Source organism: Sporosarcina sp. 179-K 3D1 HS (assembly GCF_047228905.1).
Taxonomy (GTDB): domain Bacteria; phylum Bacillota; class Bacilli; order Bacillales_A; family Planococcaceae; genus Sporosarcina.
Window position 1 is genome coordinate 93,616 of the sequence record NZ_JBFEGI010000009.1, and the last position, 17,945, is coordinate 111,560.

General features: G+C 47.9%; 19 protein-coding genes and 1 riboswitch. Of the genes, 14 read left to right on the forward strand and 5 right to left on the reverse strand.

Translation table 11 applies throughout. The features are described from left to right. The first annotated feature begins 4 nt into the window (after positions 1-4). Together galU and galE are read left to right on the forward strand one after the other, a co-directional pair. Positions 5-892 carry a UTP--glucose-1-phosphate uridylyltransferase GalU gene (gene galU, locus AB1K83_RS12705; RefSeq protein WP_413058567.1) on the forward strand — a complete coding sequence of 296 codons (888 nt, stop codon included), beginning with the start codon at positions 5-7 and terminating at the stop codon, positions 890-892. Next, complete coding sequence (gene galE / locus AB1K83_RS12710; RefSeq protein ID WP_413058568.1) at positions 889-1,863, forward strand: UDP-glucose 4-epimerase GalE; 975 nt, start codon at positions 889-891, stop codon at positions 1,861-1,863. The genes galU and galE overlap by 4 nt, the downstream gene beginning before the upstream one ends. A 7-nt stretch (positions 1,864-1,870) precedes the next feature. On the opposite strand, the gene AB1K83_RS12715 is transcribed toward galE, so the two are convergent. Further along, positions 1,871-3,592, reverse strand: coding sequence for a phospho-sugar mutase (locus AB1K83_RS12715; RefSeq protein WP_413058569.1), 1,722 nt, complete (start codon positions 3,590-3,592; stop codon positions 1,871-1,873). Positions 3,593-3,719: 127 nt separating this feature from the next. Continuing rightward, positions 3,720-4,601, reverse strand: a complete 882-nt coding sequence (locus AB1K83_RS12720) for a hypothetical protein (protein ID WP_413058570.1) — start codon at positions 4,599-4,601, stop codon at positions 3,720-3,722. A gap of 150 nt (positions 4,602-4,751) precedes the next feature. Here AB1K83_RS12720 and AB1K83_RS12725 point away from each other — a divergent pair, with 150 nt between their 5' ends. From AB1K83_RS12725 to AB1K83_RS12745, 5 genes are all read left to right on the forward strand, one after another. Then, entirely contained in the window at positions 4,752-5,273 is a 522-nt protein-coding gene (locus AB1K83_RS12725; protein ID WP_413058650.1) for a sigma-70 family RNA polymerase sigma factor, read from the forward strand. After that, positions 5,263-6,570, forward strand: coding sequence for a DUF4179 domain-containing protein (locus tag AB1K83_RS12730; RefSeq protein WP_413058571.1), 1,308 nt, complete (start codon positions 5,263-5,265; stop codon positions 6,568-6,570). Before AB1K83_RS12725 ends, AB1K83_RS12730 begins: the two co-directional genes overlap by 11 nt. Positions 6,571-6,598: 28 nt before the next feature. Beyond that, entirely contained in the window at positions 6,599-6,796 is a 198-nt protein-coding gene (locus tag AB1K83_RS12735) for a hypothetical protein (RefSeq protein WP_413058572.1), read from the forward strand. Positions 6,797-6,901: 105 nt separating this feature from the next. After that, a complete protein-coding gene (locus AB1K83_RS12740) occupies positions 6,902-7,798 on the forward strand; it encodes a 5'-3' exonuclease (RefSeq protein WP_413058573.1) in 897 nt (298 codons plus the stop codon). 13 nt (positions 7,799-7,811) lie between these two features. Then, positions 7,812-8,630 (forward strand): STAS domain-containing protein, encoded by an 819-nt coding sequence (locus AB1K83_RS12745; protein WP_413058574.1) that lies wholly within the window; start codon positions 7,812-7,814, stop codon positions 8,628-8,630. A 31-nt stretch (positions 8,631-8,661) separates the two neighbouring features. Here the strand turns inward: AB1K83_RS12745 and AB1K83_RS12750 are convergent, their stop codons facing one another. The 3 genes from AB1K83_RS12750 to AB1K83_RS12760 all read right to left on the reverse strand — a co-directional run bounded on the left by AB1K83_RS12750 (position 8,662) and on the right by AB1K83_RS12760 (position 10,114). After that, on the reverse strand, positions 8,662-9,171 hold the full coding sequence (locus tag AB1K83_RS12750) for a C39 family peptidase (RefSeq protein WP_413058575.1): 510 nt from the start codon (positions 9,169-9,171) through the stop codon (positions 8,662-8,664). Between the two features lie 36 nt (positions 9,172-9,207). Next, on the reverse strand, positions 9,208-9,669 hold the full coding sequence (locus AB1K83_RS12755) for an STAS domain-containing protein (RefSeq protein ID WP_413058576.1): 462 nt from the start codon (positions 9,667-9,669) through the stop codon (positions 9,208-9,210). Between the two features lie 124 nt (positions 9,670-9,793). Then, positions 9,794-10,114, reverse strand: coding sequence for a thioredoxin family protein (locus tag AB1K83_RS12760; protein ID WP_413058577.1), 321 nt, complete (start codon positions 10,112-10,114; stop codon positions 9,794-9,796). Between the two features lie 313 nt (positions 10,115-10,427). Here AB1K83_RS12760 and AB1K83_RS12765 point away from each other — a divergent pair, with 313 nt between their 5' ends. From AB1K83_RS12765 to AB1K83_RS12795, 7 genes are all read left to right on the forward strand, one after another. Further along, a complete protein-coding gene (locus tag AB1K83_RS12765) occupies positions 10,428-12,812 on the forward strand; it encodes a 3-hydroxyacyl-CoA dehydrogenase NAD-binding domain-containing protein (RefSeq protein ID WP_413058578.1) in 2,385 nt (794 codons plus the stop codon). Positions 12,813-12,833: 21 nt separating this feature from the next. Then, positions 12,834-14,009, forward strand: coding sequence for an acetyl-CoA C-acetyltransferase (locus AB1K83_RS12770; protein ID WP_413058579.1), 1,176 nt, complete (start codon positions 12,834-12,836; stop codon positions 14,007-14,009). A gap of 29 nt (positions 14,010-14,038) precedes the next feature. Next, the gene (locus AB1K83_RS12775) at positions 14,039-15,826 is read left to right on the forward strand and encodes an acyl-CoA dehydrogenase family protein (protein ID WP_413058580.1); all 1,788 of its coding nucleotides are present in this window, start codon (positions 14,039-14,041) and stop codon (positions 15,824-15,826) included. Positions 15,827-15,933: 107 nt separating this feature from the next. After that, the gene (locus AB1K83_RS12780) at positions 15,934-16,293 is read left to right on the forward strand and encodes an arsenate reductase family protein (RefSeq protein WP_413058581.1); all 360 of its coding nucleotides are present in this window, start codon (positions 15,934-15,936) and stop codon (positions 16,291-16,293) included. 72 nt (positions 16,294-16,365) lie between these two features. Next, positions 16,366-16,749 (forward strand): glycine cleavage system protein GcvH, encoded by a 384-nt coding sequence (gene gcvH / locus AB1K83_RS12785; protein ID WP_413058582.1) that lies wholly within the window; start codon positions 16,366-16,368, stop codon positions 16,747-16,749. A gap of 201 nt (positions 16,750-16,950) precedes the next feature. Beyond that, positions 16,951-17,283, forward strand: coding sequence for a toprim domain-containing protein (locus tag AB1K83_RS12790; RefSeq protein WP_413058651.1), 333 nt, complete (start codon positions 16,951-16,953; stop codon positions 17,281-17,283). A 14-nt stretch (positions 17,284-17,297) separates the two neighbouring features. Continuing rightward, positions 17,298-17,597: a thioredoxin family protein gene (locus AB1K83_RS12795; protein WP_413058583.1), complete on the forward strand. Its 300-nt coding sequence runs from the start codon at positions 17,298-17,300 to the stop codon at positions 17,595-17,597. A 50-nt stretch (positions 17,598-17,647) separates the two neighbouring features. Next, a riboswitch (SAM riboswitch) is annotated at positions 17,648-17,753 on the forward strand. The last annotated feature ends 192 nt before the right edge of the window (positions 17,754-17,945 follow it).

Here is a 17,945-nt window from a genome sequence, read left to right on the forward strand (position 1 = left end):
GCCATTGGCAAAAGTGAGAAAAGTGATTATTCCGGCTGCTGGATTGGGTACGCGCTTTTTGCCCGCTACGAAGGCGATGCCTAAGGAAATGCTGCCGATCGTCGATAAGCCGACGATCCAATATATTGTGGAAGAAGCCATCGCTTCCGGAATTGAAGATATCATCATTGTTACGGGGAAAGGCAAGCGGGCCATTGAGGACCATTTTGACAATGCCTTTGAATTGGAAGCGAACTTGATGAAGAAAAAGAAATTTGAGTTATTGGAAAAAGTGCTGGAATCCGCGGCGGTGGACATCCATTATATCCGGCAAAAAGAGCCGCTTGGTCTCGGGCATGCGATTTGGTGTGCACGAAAGTTCATCGGGGATGAACCTTTCGGCGTCATGTTGGGTGATGATGTCGTCAAGAGCGAAATCCCAGTTTTGAAACAATTGATAGATCAATTCGATAAAGTGGGATCGAGTATCATCGGTGTTCAAGAAGTGGCTGCCCGTCATATCCATAAGTATGGAGTGATCGATCCGGCTCTGATGGAATCGGAGTTGATCCAAGTGAAGCGGCTTGTCGAAAAGCCGGCGATGGAAGAGGCGCCATCCAATTTGGCCATTATTGGCCGATATGTATTGACGCCTGAAATCTTTACGTACCTTGAGGAAAAAACAGTGGGGAAGAATGGAGAAATTCAACTGACGGATGCGCTGGAGCGATTGAACATGACGCAGAACATTTTCGCCTATCCATTCAAAGGGAGACGGTATGATGTAGGCGAACAACTTGGTTTCATCGAAACAACATTGGCTTTTGCGTTAGACCGTCCCGAATTGAGAGATGGGGTTATAAATCTAATGCAAACGTTTTTGTATGATGGACCTGAGGCGTTGCAGCGATGATCCTCGTAGTAGGAGGAGCGGGGTATATAGGCAGCCATTTTGTGGAAGAACTTGTGAAGTATAAAGATGTGATCGTACTGGATAATCTGTCGACCGGCTTTCGGCGGTTGGTGAATGATAAAGCCGTTTTCATCGAAGGGGAACTGGGGGATCCACACTTGCTCCGCTCGATTTTTACGACGTATCGGATTGCAGCCGTTGTTCACTTTGCAGCCGCAAGCCTGGTAGGGGAATCGGTAGCCGATCCACAGAAATATTATCTGAATAATGTCGGAGCCACGTTGAACTTATTGCAAGCCATGCTTGAAAATCAGGTGAAGCATATTGTATTTTCTTCTACTGCCGCCACCTATGGAACTTCGAACGATGGAAAGATAACGGAGATGACCGCCGTTCGACCGATCAATCCCTACGGAAGATCCAAGCTTGTGATCGAGTGGATCTTGGAAGATTACCATCGGAGCTACGGCTTGAATTACATTGTTTTACGCTATTTCAACGCAAGCGGCGCCCATGAAAATGGAAGAATCGGAGAAATGCATGAACCGGAGACCCATCTCATCCCGATCATCTTGCAACATTTGCTAGGGAGAATGGGATCCATTTCCGTCTTCGGAGACGATTATCCGACAAGAGACGGCACATGCATCCGGGACTATGTGCATGTGACCGACTTGGCGAAAGCCCACCTCGCCTCATTGGAGGCGTTGCTTAGCGGTGACGTTGAGAAGCAAATCTTTAATGTAGGGAGTGGGGCGGGCTTTTCCGTCAGGGAAGTGATCGAAATATGCGAATGGGTTGCCGGTCGACAGGCCAAAGTCATGATGGAAGAGAAAAGGCAGGGGGACCCCGCCTATTTAGTCGCGTCCAATGAAAAGATCAAGGAATGGCTGGGCTGGAGCCCGACCTACAAGCTGCCTGACATTGTCAGGACGGCTTGGAAGTGGCATTCCAGACTTGCTGATGAATAGGGGGATATTAGGAGAAAGCGGAGTTCACATTTTGCATGACATCCGTTTCCAATAGATGCAATGTGGATTTCGCCTCTTCGGCCGTGGGCTTATCCACCCCGAAGTAGAATTTGCATTTTGGCTCCGTGCCGGATGGCCTGATGCAAACCCAAGAGCCGTCCTCCCCGATCAGTTTAATGACATCCGCTTCAGGAAGCGAAAGAGAATCCAAGGAACCGTCCGCCCATTGTCTTGTCCGGCGTTTGTAATCTTCGATGTAGCGGGCGGGTGTTTGGCGTAGGAAACGCTGAGGGTCTCTCCGGAATGCTTCCATGATTTGTTTGATCTTTTCCTGCCCCTCTTTTCCCGTAAGTGTGATTGAGTGCAAAGATTCTTGGAAATAGCCGAATTCCGAATAGAGATCGTCGAGTCCATCCAGTAACGACTTTCCGCAGGTCTTGTAAAAGGAGGCCATCTCCGCTGTCAGGAGTGCTGCTTGCACCGCATCTTTATCGCGCACAAAATCCCCGATCAAGTAGCCGTAGCTTTCCTCATAGCCGAACAGAAACGTATGGGTTCCGGCGTTCCGGTACTCCTCAATTTTTTCGGAGATGAACTTGAACCCGGTCAACGTATCGACGATCTGCATGTTGAACTTCTCGGCAATGGCCCGGCCCAATTCGGATGTGACAATCGTTTTCAGGACGACGCCATCAGGCGGGAGAGTTCCTTTCCGCTTTTTTTGGGACAAGAGATAGTGGAGAAGGAGGGCGCCTAGCTGATTGCCGCTAAGCAACCGATATTCTCCGTTCTCGTCACGGATGGCCACCCCGAGACGGTCAGCGTCGGGATCTGTCGCAAGAAGCACTTCTGCATTCCGTTCATGGCCCAACCGGATGGCCAGTTCAAAGGCATCCCGTTCCTCGGGATTCGGATAGGCGACCGTCGGAAATTCGGGATCGGGCTGTTGTTGTTCAGACACGACAGACAATTGGGTGAATCCGAAATTCCGTAATCCATCTACAACGGGCACGAGGCCGGAGCCGTGCAGGGGAGTGTAAACGATGGATAAATTATCTTCCAGATGTTCAACTTCCCGCAATGTGACAAGGGCTTGTTGGTAGGCGGTATCCACATCTTCCAATACATATTGAAGAACTCGTTTATGCAGCAGTTCGTTTTCGTCGGCGACTTGGATGGAAAAAAGATCCGTCACTTTCCGCATATGTGCCACGATGATCTCGGCCGCTTCAGGGGGGAGTTGTCCCCCATCTTTCCCGTACACTTTGATGCCATTGTAGGCTGCGGGATTATGACTTGCGGTAATGACGACACCGGCGGCCGTGTCATAATGCCGGATCGCAAAAGACAATTCCGGAGTCGGGCGGCTTTCTTTGAATAACAATACACGGATTCCGTATTTCCCTATGGTTTTAGCGGTTTCCAGTGCAAAGATTTTGGATAAATGCCGCGTATCATAGGCAATCACCACTCCCCGGTCCATCGCCTCTTGACCTTGTTCTTTTAGGAGAAGGGCAAGTCCCTCCGCCACATGCCGAATCGTGAAAATATTGATGCGATTGGTCCCGGCACCGAGCAATCCTCGCATTCCGCCTGTCCCAAATGAAAGAAACTGATAGAACCGTTCTTCCACTTCTGCCGGGTCATCCTGGATCTTATTCAGTTGTTGTTTTAATTCAATAGGTAAAGACGGCTCAATAAGCCACTGGTTGAATAATTCACTTATCATCAGAAAAACACCCCCGTCACAATCGATCTCATACTAAACTAGATTCGATGTGAAGGGGGAGTTATCCTTGTTAAAATGGATTCGCGTTTTTATTCCGAATTAGGGAATCAGGGAGAGAAGGATACAACTAGCAGGTAAACGCATCAATCCGGTCTAGATCAATTCCAAAGTATTCCCAACGCCGTTGCCGATTGCGCCATCTGTAGCCCGCCACTGAATTTCTTCCGACAAACACTGGGAAGAACCAGAATCCTTGTCTTCTCGAAAGCCAGATAAAGGTAAAGCGGTACAAGCAACGTCGGATTGCACCGGGATCCACCGCAAACGGTTGGACACTCGGATAAGCTGGGGTATAGCCGGGTGGTGCACTAGTCGGTGCCTGTTGTCCTTGACCGCCTCCTGGCCCCCGTCCAGGAAATCCTCCTCCACCTGGTGGGAATCCCGGAACGCCTCGCCCAGGAAATCCTCCTCCACCCGGTGGGGATCCCGGAACGCCTTGACCCGGAAATCCTCCTCCGCCTGGCGGGAATCCCGGAATGCGTTGTGCGGTAAACTCGCCGCTGCCTGCCGACAATCCAGCAATACCGGGATCAGGAAACGAGCCTCCTGAATATCCAGGCATTCCTTGACCGGGGTAGATACCCCCTGGCGACATCCCTGGCATCTCTTGACCAGGATAGATACCCCCTGGCGACATCCCCGGCATCTCTTGACCGGGGTAGATACCCCCTGGCGACATCCTCGGCATCTCTTGACCGGGGTAGATACTACCTGGCGACATTCTCGGCATCTCTTGACCGGGATGGATACTACCTGGCGACATTCCCGGCATGCCTTGGCCGGGATGGAACCCGCCTGGCGACATCCCTGGCATACCTTGCCCAGGGTACCAACCGCCATCGAAATAGGGATTCATTCTTTCTTCCATCGGGGAATTCCCCTGATAACCTTCCGGCAATTGAGGATACCACATCTCTTCGCCAAAATTACCTGGCTGCATGTTGACCATTCATTCACTTCCTTCCTAACAATCCTTCTTACTATATGTGGGGAAGAGTGGAAAGGGGCGGGCTCCTCAGGATTTTGACTTATAAAAAAAAGAAAAACTTTTTTGGCATCTCCCGGTCTAATATATAGGAGTGGAAAGAAGGTGGACGGAATGGAAGTGGAAATAGCAGAGAAAGCGATTTCGGGGGATGAGGATGCTTTCTTGTCACTATTATATTTGCATAAGGAAGCCCTATACCGGACGGCGCTTGCCTATTTGAAAAATGAAGAAGATGCCTTGGAGGCCGTTCAAGAGGTGACGTATCGGGCTTTTGAAAAGATACGGACAGTGAGAAAACCCGAATACATCAAGACATGGCTGATCCGCATCATGATCAATTACTGCAATGATGCGCTGAAGCTGCGGAAGCGTATCGTGACAGACGACGAAGCCCATTTGCAAACCGGGATCAGTGAAGATTACACGTATTTGGAGGTGGAGGAGGCACTTGCGCAGTTGACAGAAGAAGAACGGGACCTTGTCCATTTGAAGTACATACATGACATCAAAATCAAAGATATTGCAGAAATGTCATCGACGCCGGAAGGGACAGTCAAAACAAGGTTGTACAAAGCGCTTAGACAATTGCGTTCATTTATGGAAGGGAAAGGGGAGAGGCGACATGTCCGTTGAGGAAGAGAAGTTGGAAAAATGGAAAGAGGAAATCATGGAACAACGTATCCCGGAGGATCGTTTGCAGGCGGCTATCCGGATGGGATTTGAACGGGCGAAACGGAAGAAGCGGAAAAAACGCCTGACTGGAAAAAAGGGGTTCTGGTCCGCAATCGTCGCGGCTGTTATGGTTGTGGCATTCGTGACATCAATCCGGGTATCCCCGGCTTTCGCCAATGCAGTGGCGTCTTTGCCCGGTATGGACAAAATTGTCGCCCTCATCGCGGATAATGAAGGGCTGCAATCCGCCATCCGCCATGAGCATTACCAAGTTGTCGGTGTCACGGATGAAGCGGCGGGGGTCCGGGCCACTGTGGAAGGCATCATTGCCGACCAAACGAATCTAGTCGTGTTTTATACATTAGAACTGGAAGGGGCTCGGGGATTCATAGAGAAATTTGAACTGACAGGAGCAAATGGAGAAGACTTGGACTGGGGAAGCATGTCGCATAACTACGATGATCAATATGATAAAAGCGTATCTATGAATGCCCTTGAAATCTCATTCCAAGGTCCGCTGCCTACAAAAGATGTCGTTCTGGAAATAAAAGTGATGGACGGCTATGGGGAGGAACTTAGTCTTAAGCTGCCGTTCACGATAGAGTCGGACGTGGAGGACAGAAAATATGCAGTGAATGAAACGGTCATGGTGGCAGGTCAGTCGATCACCATCCGGAACGTGGTCATCAGCCCTGTCAGAACTGCGATTGAAGTGGAGTTGGACCCAGCGAACACGATGGAGATTTTCGGTTTCGAGGATTTGCGCATCGTGGATGAGAAAGGCCGTGTCTGGAGTTCTATTCAAAACGGCGTGACGGCCAGTGGAACGCAAGAAGAACCGAATCGCCATACATTTTATTTGCAGAGCAACTATTTTGAGGAAGCAGATCATTTATATCTTCAGTTCGGGCGGTTGATGGCGATGGAGAAAGAGGAGACAACCGTAGTGATCGATACGGAGCGCCAACAATTGTTGCGTCAGCCGAAAGATGCGCGCTTCAGCAATCTTCGTATCGAAAATGGGACGATGCAATTCGATTTCCGGGGCGAGAAAGGTTTTATTCATACGCCGCTCAGCATTGATTTCATAGATGCAGACGGGAAGGAGTACACATTGGAATGGTGGACGGGAGTAGGGGAGGCTGGCATACCGTTACGGATGGGACTGCCCAATAAGCCATTTGCGAACCCGCTCACCTTTACGATTCAAGGATACCCTTCTTATATTTCAGGCGATGTGAACTTGAAACTGCGATGAGTGGCAATAAGTTATCAGGAGTATCAAGGTGTTTAAGCTAAAGTGTAGCCAAGCGGCCCGTTCGAGTGCAACTATCTATCTTGCGCAAACAAAGCCCTCGCGAGTGCAAGGAACCGGTGCCCAAGTGCAAGCAACTGCAGTCGGAGTGCCATCAATCGCCGCCGGATTGCAAGCAACGGGCCATGTGCAAGGAAAGTCCTCTTGTGTGCAACTAACCGCCAATTAAAGCATACAAACAAAAAAACACAAAAAAGCAGGCGCAATCCAACACTCGAAGGCCAGATAGCGTTAGAATGTAAAGAAAGAAATAGATTTTTGGGGGAGAATGAAAATGGCTACAACCGAAGAAAAACCACATATTTTACTAGTTGACGGAATGGCACTTCTGTTCCGTTCTTTTTTTGCGACCGCGCCGATGGGGCAATTTTTTCCGAATGCAGCGGGCATTCCAACGAATGGCATCCAAGGGTTTGCGAGACATACGATGACGGCCGTGTCGCTATTTCAGCCGACACATATGGCGATTTGCTGGGATATGGGAGCGCATACGTTCCGCAACGATCTGTTTGAAGGATATAAAGCGAATCGTCCAGCCCCGGCGCCTGAACTACTTCCACAATTTGATATGGCCCGGAACTTCACCGAACTGGTCGGGTGGAAAAGTTACGGAGTTCCCCACATGGAGGCGGATGATCTGATCGGTTCATTCGTGCATACGTGGAGTGACAAAGCAGACATTACTATCGTGTCGGGGGATAAAGATCTTCTCCAACTATTGCGTCCGAATGTACAGATTGCGTTTACGAAAAAAGGGTACAATGTCTATGATGTTTTTACAGGAGAACGATTTGAAGAAGAGTATGGTATTCAGCCTAAGCAGTTTATTGATAAAAAAGCGTTTACCGGGGATGCGAGCGATGGCTATCCGGGAGTAAAAGGGATCGGGCCGAAGACCGCACTAAAGTTGATACGGGACTATCAATCGGTGGATGGCGTGTTACAGGCACTCCATGAATTAACACCAGCCATGCGCAAGAAAATTGAAACGGACCTGGAGATGCTTCATTTATCAAGAAAATTGGCGGAAATCAATTGTGAATTGGAAATCAATGATCCGATTGAAGATTTGCAAATACCTGTTTATGACGATAGGTTAAGGGAACGGATTGAACAAGAGGGCTATTCCTTGGTCGTCAGACAAGCGGATGCACTCTTTTCCGCGAGGTGAAGGAGGATAGAAGATGAAAGAATTTTTGGAGAAGTTCAGCCACAAGCTCATTGAACAGGCTCCCCAATTGGCCTACGTCATTACAGAGAGTCAAAATAAACGATATCCTTCCATGCAGTTGCTGGAAAAGGAGCTGTATCCTTTCCGCATCAGTCTAGTGGAGCTCTACGCCGAGTCGCTGGTCATGGAAGAGAGCGAGCGGATTGACAAGTTGAAAAAATGGGGAGAGCAAGCAGGGGCCGAGTTTGCTAAATACCAAACGATTTCACTGGATATGATGCTGCGGGAAGTTCCTAATTATCGCAACATTATCGGCACCGTATTGAAGCATGAGGCGCTTGCCGCGGATCTCAGTGCTGCAGAAATGTATGATGTCATTAGCCTGCTCGATAGCACGGTCAATGATGTAACGTACTTCTTTAGCGTCCCCTTCGTGCGCTATGAAAAAGAAGTGTTGAAGCTATCGCAAACTCTCATAACGGAGTTGTCGGTTCCCTTAGTTTCCATTAATGAAGGAACGGCAATTCTGCCATTGATAGGGACAGTGGATCATGACCGGGCCCTCATCCTGCATGAACGGGTTTTGCATAACGCATCAAAACTTCAACTGGAATATTTGATTATCGATTTATCGGGGTTGCAGAATACAGATACTTTTGTGGCACAGCAGCTTTTCAATTTATTCGACGCTTTATGCTTGTTGGGTATCAATCCGATTGTCAGCGGGATCTCTCCTGCCATTGCCCAGACAATGGTCAATCTAGGCTTGTCGTTTGGAAGAATCCGAAGCTTTTCTACGCTGAAACAGGCTTTGGATCATATTGGACGATAAAAAGATTCCCTCGCGATTTGGGGGAATCTTTTCATGCCTTAGGCTCCATTTTAATGAACGATAAAATTTCCTGGTTTTTCTGATACGACACTTGGCGTATCCGGCTTCCATATCGGCGGCTACCGTTATCGTGAATAATTAGGAGAATATCGTCTTCTGTTTTTTCATACCCGATGACGGGCACCCAGTGATAGTTGAATGTATACTGACCCCTCCATTTTCGGGAGAACCATTTATCGAACTTCGCGGCAACCGGCCGGCCTGCGTGAATTTGTTGTTGGACTTCTGCAATTCCGCATTCTACCACATGCCACCCAGGTCCGAGAAGCTTTCGTAGGTTACGGAGAAACCGCCATTTGAACAAACCGATTCTGGTCGAGCCGAGCAATCGATACAACTCGTTCACTTGATAGAGGGACTGAGGCAAGAGATGCCGCAATAGAACATAGGCGGTAACAGGACCGCAGGCGGATGGACGGAACTTGTCCTTAATGTCTTCGTCATATTGGGATTTTCCTTGGATATTCAAGATCCTCTTCATTCCAGGACCTCCTCCTATCGGTCTTTCCACAAGCCATTAGAGAGAATGGAGCCCTTCCCCATCCCTCAACAATTCGGCGAGGGCAGTTTTAAAATTAACAAACGTCTCGATGTCAACATGGACGCCCGCCGACACAATTTCCCGTACCAACTGTGGGTTGAAGCCGACATAGATGGGGCGCACACCCATCAATTTCAGGGAGGCATTGAGTTGACCGATTTCCACAGCGAGTACATGATAGTCTAAGCTAGCGACTTCTTCCCGGTTTACTGCGGAAAAATCAAAGACAGCGCGATCGAATCCGCGATGCTTTCCTATGTAATTCAAAATATGGGTCTGAATCAAGTGGAAACGTTCTTGTACCAGATGGCCCACGACCGGGATCAATAACGTGTTATCCACAATCGAAGGGATGATCGGGACGGTCGTTTCTGCGATCAACTTTTCATACGATTTGATGATTTCCTTTAATCGTTGTATCTCTTTTTCGTAATCCATTTTTGCACCTCGATCACATTTTCTTCATTATACTTCATCTAGGAAAAATAGGAGCAAAAACTAAGGCTTTCATTTTAAATAAAACAATTAAGAAAGCCGCCAGCAGATGCTAACGGCCGTGTAATCACTTCGATACGGATTCTAGAAAATCGGTCACTTGTTGTGGTGATTTGGCATTCGCACTATGAAGATGTGCTTCTTTTTCTCCTTTGTTGAAGATAAGCAAGCTCGGAATACCCATAACATCATATTTTTCAGCGATTTCAGGCAACACATCGCGGTCCACTTCATACCATGTATACATATCATATTTTTCAACGATCGGGTCGATGAACATGTCCATCCGTGTGCAGTCCGGACACCAGCCTGCTTGGAATTTTATTAGCGCTTTTCCTTCACCATGAATCACTTCATTGAATTGTTCCTCTGTTGTAATTGGTTTCATCAGTAAGCCCTCCCTTTCTATATGTAGTGTACAATTTTTTATGGGAAGGGGGTATCTAAATGCTTCGTGCCTGTGCATGAAACAAACGTGTTAATTACAATATTCTCGTTTGTTTTGACTTTCGTGACTGTTTAAACAAACATGATTGTTTGGTGCACAGGCACGTGAATTATTGTAAAAAAACATTTTTCAGATTTAATATTGCGAAAATGAAGAAAGTGATTTACAATATGGACATAGAGGTTGTTTCTATTTTTTTTACCCATTAAATGAATGAGTGTTCATTCAAACGAGAGAATAGGAGGCATCGCACGTGACTTATCAAATTAAAAAAGCGGCCGTATTGGGCTCTGGCGTTATGGGTTCAGGCATTGCAGCCCATCTTGCGAACATCGGGATTCCGGTCCTGCTTCTAGATATTGTCCCGAGACAATTGACAGCTGAAGAGGAAGCGAAAGGTCTGACACTCGATCATCCTCAAGTACGGAATAAAATCGCGGCGACTGCAAAACAGAATTTATTGAAACAAAAACCGGCACCATTGACTACGAAGAAGAACCTTTCCCTTATTGCAGTAGGAAATTTGGAAGATGACCTAGAGAAACTGAAGGAAGTTGACTGGATCATTGAGGTCGTTGTGGAGAACCTTGATGTGAAAAGAGGATTATATGAAAAACTTGAAGCGGTCCGGAAGCCGGGTACGATTATCAGTTCCAATACGTCCGGTATCAGCATCGAAGCGATGGCGGAGGGGCGTTCGGAAGATTTCCGTAAACATTTCCTCGGTACGCACTTCTTCAATCCTCCACGCTATTTGAAGTTGCTTGAGATTATTCCAGCTAGCTCGACAGATTCGGAAGTGGTGGACTTCATGACGAAGTTCGGGGAAGACCGACTCGGCAAGGGAGTTGTCATTGCGAAAGATACACCGAATTTCATTGCAAACCGGATCGGGACGTACGGTCTTTTGATCACGTTGCAAGAAATGGAAAACCGCGGCTATTCGGTCGGGGAAGTCGATTCGGTGACCGGGACTTTGATCGGACGTCCGAAATCGGCGACATTCCGGACACTGGACGTGGTTGGGTTGGATACATTCATGCACGTTGCTAAAAACGTGTACGACCAGACGGAAGGCGAAGAGCAGAAGGTATTCGAGGTCCCTTCATTTATGCGGAATATGATTGAAAACGGCTGGCTTGGGGCCAAGTCGAAGCAAGGATTCTATTGGAAGAAAGGTAAGGACATTTTGGAGATTGATCCGGCCACGCTGGAATACGGTCCTACCAAGAAGTTGAAAACGCCTTCAATTGAAATGGCAAAACAACAAAAAGGGCTTGCGAATAAAGTGAAGTCCCTTGTGTATGCGAATGACCGGACGGGAGAAATCCTTTGGAATATCCTTGCTCCGACACTGCGCTACTCCGCACAGCTCAACGGGGAGATTGCGGATGACATCGTGGCAATCGACAATGCGATGAAATGGGGCTTCGGCTGGGAACAAGGTCCTTTCGAAGTATGGGATGCGATCGGTGTAGAGCAATCTGTTGCGAAGATGAAAGAGGAAGGGCATGAGATTCCGGCCTTTGTTCAAAGTTTGCTTGATCAGGGTTATCAATCTTTCTATAGAGAAGAAGACAACGACTTATACTATTTCGATGGCACGGGATTTCAACCTGTCCCGGTCAATGAAAAAGTGATTGATTTGAAACGGTATAAGAAAAAGCATGGGGTTATTAAGAAAAACTCGGGGGCCAGTTTGATCGACCTCGGCGATGGCATTGCCTTGCTAGAGTTTCACTCGCAGTCCAATGCGATAGGTCTGGATATTTTGCAAATGATCAATTATGCAATTGATGAAGTGGAAAAGAATTATAAAGGGCTTGTCATCGGCAACCAAGGGAAAAACTTCTGCGTCGGAGCGAATCTTGGCCTGATTCTAATGGAAGCGCAAGATGACAATATTTTCGAACTCGATTTTGTTGTTCGCACATTCCAGAATGCCATGACGAAAATCAAGTATTCTACGAAACCTGTAGTAGCGGCGCCTTTCCAAATGACGCTTGGAGGAGGAGCGGAAGTTTGTCTGCCGGCAGCCCATATTCAAGCATCAATGGAGACGTATATGGGGCTCGTCGAAGTGGGAGTCGGCCTGATCCCGGGCGGTGGCGGAAACGTCAACTTATACGCGAAGCACTTGAAAGGTCTGCCGAAGGGCGTCACGGTCGATTATCAAAACGTTGTGAATAAAGTGTTTGAATCGATTGCAATGGCAAAGGTTTCGACATCGGGCGAAGAAGCGAGAGAGAATAACTTCCTGGATTTTGCAGACGGTGTCAGCGCCAATCCGGATCATCTCATCTATGATGCCAAACAGGCCGCTATTGCCTTGTATGAAAACGGCTATCAACCGCCTAAGCGCGAAAAGATCCCGGTCACTGGGGCGTCAGGCTATGCAACGCTGCTACTAGGTGCAGAACAGATGAAGCTTTCCGGTTTCATCAGCGACCATGATTTGAAGATTGCCAAAAAGCTGGCGTTCGTATTGGCGGGAGGCAAACTGCCTTACGGGACACTGGTCGATGAACAATACATGTTGGATCTGGAACGGGAAGCATTCCTTAGCTTGGTGGCGGAACCGAAGTCGCAACAACGGATGCAGCATATGCTCGTTAAAGGAAAACCACTGCGTAACTAATGCAATAGAGGAGGAGTTTCGATGCGTGAAGCAGTTATTGTAGCGGGAGCACGGACGCCGGTCGGCCGATCCGGTAAAGGATCACTGGCAACCGTCCGCCCGGATGATTTAGGGGCTATAGCAGTAAAAGAAACATTGAAACGGGCAGGCGGCTATGATGGGCCGATCGATGACCTCATCATCGGCTGTGCATTGCCCGAAGCGGAACAGGGTTTGAACATGGCGCGGCTTATTGGGGCATTGGCCGGACTGCCGGATTCCACCCCTGCCATTACGGTGAACCGGTTCTGTTCTTCGGGTTTACAGACGATCGCCTATGCAGCGGAGCGTATCATGATAGGTTCCTCCCAGGCTATCATTGCCGGCGGAGCGGAATCGATGAGCTTGGTGCCGATGGTCGGCAACACGCTGCGCCCGAATGCCCAATTGGTGGAAACGGCCCCTGAGTATTATATGGGGATGGGTCACACCGCAGAGCAAGTGGCAGTGAAGTATGGCGTCAGCCGGGAAGACCAAGATGCGTTTGCCGTCCGTTCCCACGAGCGAGCGGCCGCAGCAATTGCAGCCGGAAAATTCGACGATGGGATCGTGCCGGTCGAAGTGACGAAGCGCACGGTCTCCGATGACGGAAAATACAACGAAGAGACATTCACGTTCAAGATGGATGAAGGGGTTCGCCCTGGCACGAGTATGGAGACATTGGCAAAACTGCGCCCGGTCTTTTCTGTCAAGGGTTCAGTCACTGCCGGTAACGCCTCGCAAACTTCGGATGGTGCAGGCGCCGTCCTCGTGATGGACCGGGAAGTGGCGGAAGAGCAAGGCTTGAAACCGATCGCTAAATTCCGTTCCTTCGCAGTGGGCGGCGTCCCACCGGAGATTATGGGGATAGGTCCGATCGTAGCGGTTCCGAAAGCATTAAAGATTGCGGGTTTGCAACAGGAAGATATCGATCTCTGGGAATTGAACGAAGCGTTCGCATCCCAATCATTGCAAGTCATCCGCCATTTGGGTCTTGATATGGATAAAGTCAATGTCAACGGCGGGGCTATTGCCCTCGGGCATCCACTCGGTGCATCCGGTTCCATTTTGACAGTCCGCTTGCTGGATGAATTGAAACGGCAAGGCAAACAATTCGGCGTCGTCACGATGTGTATCGGTGGCGGCATGGGAGCAGCAGGCGTTTTTGAAATGCTATAAAAATTATTTGATATAAGGAGGAAACAAAAATGACTGAAATGACAGCGAATGATTTGATCAAAGGCGGCGCCTTTTTAATTGAGGATATCGATGCGGAACGCATATTCACACCAGAAGACTTTACAGATGAACAGAAGATGATCGCGAAGACGACGGAAGACTATGTAAAAAATGAAGTGCTTCCTGTGGTGGAAAAATTGGAAAACCACGAATTTGAACATTCCGTGCGTCTGCTCCGTTCCGCGGGGGACCTCGGGTTGCTTGGAGCGGATGTTCCCGAAGAATACGACGGACTTGGGCTGGATAAAATCTCTTCCGCATTGATTTCGGAAAAAATATCCGTCGCAGGCGGTTTCTCTATCACACATGGAGCACACGTCGGAATCGGGACATTGCCGATCGTCCTTTTTGGTAATGAGGAACAGAAGAAAAAATACTTGCCGAACTCGGTGACGGGAGCCAAGATATCGGCATATGCACTGACTGAGCCAGGCTCCGGATCGGACGCACTAGGTGCCAAAACTACAGCGAAATTGAACGAAGCGGGAACGCATTACATTCTAAACGGTGAAAAGCAATGGATTACGAATGCCGGATTCGCGGACGTATTCGTCGTTTATGCAAAGATTGATGGAGATAAGTTCTCCGCATTCATTGTAGAGAGGGAATTCCCGGGCGTTTCTGTCGGTGCGGAAGAGAAGAAAATGGGGATTAAATCATCTTCGACACGGACGCTCATTTTGGAAGATGCCGAAGTGCCGGTTGAAAATTTGCTCGGCGAAATCGGAAAAGGGCACGTTATCGCGTTCAATATCCTGAATATCGGGCGTTATAAATTGGGAGTCGGCACAGTCGGCGGTTCGAAACGTGCATTGGAACTTGCCATCACGTATACGAACCAACGGAAGCAGTTCAACACACCGATTTCCCAGTTCAACTTGACGAAAGAGAAACTGGCGACGATGGCATCCAAGCTCTATGCGACGGAAAGCTTGATCTACCGCACAGTCGGCTATTTCGAAGAACGCAATAGCCAAATGACACCGGAACAGCAGAAAGACGGAAAAGCGGTAGCTGCTTCCATCGCGGAATATGCAATCGAATGTTCCATCAACAAAGTGGTCGGTTCCGAAGTGCTCGACTATATCGTTGATGAAGCGGTCCAGCTACACGGGGGCTACGGATTCATGCAGGAGTATGAAGTGGAACGCATTTACCGGGATTCCCGCATCAACCGGATTTTTGAAGGGACGAATGAAATTAACCGTATGATCGTACCAGGCACATTCTTGAAGAAGGCGATGAAAGGCGAATTGCCTTTATTGCAAAAAGCACAAAGTTTACAAGAAGAGCTGCTCATGATGATGCCTGAAGAAATCGGGGAGGAAGCGCTGGCCCAAGAGAAAGTGCTTGTGAAAAACGCCAAGAAAATCGGACTATTGGCAGCGGGTATGGCAGCCCAACGCTTTGGAACGAAACTTGATGCAGAACAAGAAGTGCTTGTGAATATCGCGGATATTGCGAATAATCTATTCGCTATGGAATCCGCACTTCTCCGGACGGAAAAAGCAATTGCCAAAAATGGCGAGGAAAACGAACAACAAAAGATCCTTTATACGCAAATCTTCTGCCAAGAAGCCTTTGAAGCAATCGAGAAGGACGCCAGAGAAACTCTTTTGGCATCCGTCGAAGGCGATAACCAGCGCATGATGCTGTCTGCACTGCGAAAATTGACTCGCTCGAATCCTTATAATATCATTGCGAAAAAACGGACAGCCGCAGAGAAGCTGATCGAAGCGGAAAAATATATCGTATAAGCCGACAAATCTTCATTTGCTTCATGATCCATCAAGCGCTTGGGACCCACCGACTTTCAGGTTCCGGGCGCTTTTTGGTATACTGGAGAAAATGGAGGTGCAAAGCCATGGGACTTACATATTACGGCTACCCGAAATGTGGAACTTGCCGCAAAGCAAAAAAGTGGCTCGAAGAGAATGGAACAGAGTTTATTGAGGTGAATATTGCAGAGAACCCGCCGTCAGAGCAAGAATTGCGGGAAATTATCGAAGCATCCGATCTGGAATTAAAGAAGTTTTTCAATACGAGCGGTAAGAAATATCGTGAATTGAACTTGAAAGAGAAGTTGCCGACGATGACCGAAGATGAGAAAATTGCCTTGCTCGCTTCCGACGGTATGTTGATCAAACGACCGATTGTCTTCGGGGACGGTAAAGCCACGGTCGGCTTCAAAGACGAAGAGTTTCACAATGTCTGGGCAACGTAATGTCATTCCTTGTCTTTATACAACGAGTGTGTCAAAATTAAATGGAATGAATCTAATTTGGAGGGGTAAGGAATGAGCACACCAAAGGATTTGCGTTATTCGGAAGAGCATGAGTGGGTAAAAGAAGAAGGCGGAAAATACCGCATTGGGATCACACATTTTGCACAAGCTGAACTGGGCGATATCGTTTTCGTTGAGCTTCCATCTGTTGGGGATGAAGTGAAAGCGGACGAGCCATTCGGTAGCGTCGAATCCGTTAAAACGGTTTCAGAGCTTTATGCGCCAATTAGCGGTACAGTTGTGGAAGTGAACGAAGAATTGGAAGACAGCCCTGAATTGGTGAACGAATCGCCATATGAAGGCGCATGGATGATCGTGGTGGAAGCTTCGGACCAATCCGAATTGGATGCGTTGATGACTGCTGAAGCATACGATGAAATGACGATTGGTGAATAATTGCAACATGACGCCGCCCTCGTGTCGGCGTCTTTGACTTTATATTCAATTAAAAGTCGGTCATGGTGAACGAAAATAAGGATTTTCAACTTCTGCAAGTGGATAAGTGAGTGCCAATACGCCAAAACTAACTTCATTGTAAGCATCTACGTTGACGGAAATAGTATGAATCCGGCAGGGGGAATGTGTGCTATGGAAGAGATGAAAATCATCATTGTCGAGGGCGGATCGGATCGAAAACGTCTTTTGAAAGTCTTGGCAGAACCAGTCCATATCATATGTACAAACGGCACGGTCAGCACGTATCGACTGGAGGAGTTGTTAGAGCCTTACGAAGAGCATGAAGTCTTCGTATTTGTTGATGCGGACGAATCGGGCGAGAAAATCCGCACGTTATTCAAAAGAGAATTTCCTGAATTCTTCCATTTATATACCGATAAGATATACAAGGAAGTGGAAAAAACCCCTTATAAAACATTAGCCACGATTTTACTTGGCGCAGACTTTAAAATCCGCTCGGAATTTTTATTTTGAAGGATGAGAAATAATTGGAAATTTGGACTCGAGAAAAATGGGAAAGCCATATAGATAAGTCTCAAACGGCTGTCTATTATTTATATACGCCGATGTGTGGAACATGTGCCGTCGCCAGCAAAATGATGGAGGTCGTCGCAGCTATGAAGCCGGCTTTACCAATAGGTAAAGCAGATCTGAATTACGAGCAGTCTTTGGCTGTGGATTATGAAATCGAAAGTGTTCCTTGTCTTTTAATTCAGAAAGATGGCCGAATCGAACATAAGATTTATGCTTTCCATTCGGTTCCGTATCTTCTTGAGAAAATCGGTTGACATCAGGAGCCTTCATATGATAAATTTTGTTTTGTCATTTGAATAGTTTACTCTTATTAAGAGTGGTGGAGGGATAGTGCCCGATGAAACCCGGCAACCGTCACGCAAGTGAAATGGTGCCAAATCACGCAAAGCGGACGCTTTGAAAGATGAGAGATCGGATGGACATTCATTCCTAATGAAAACGTCAAGCCTTTCTGCCGTCTGCGGGAAGGTTTTTTATTTTTATTCAGCGGGTGTCCGATTTTGAGGGAGTTCAGATGGAAATAGTCTTTTTCCACGACGCCTGAAAGTGCCTTGATTTCTGCAAAGAACGCAGAAATACGGCAAATCGAACCCTTCGCTGTT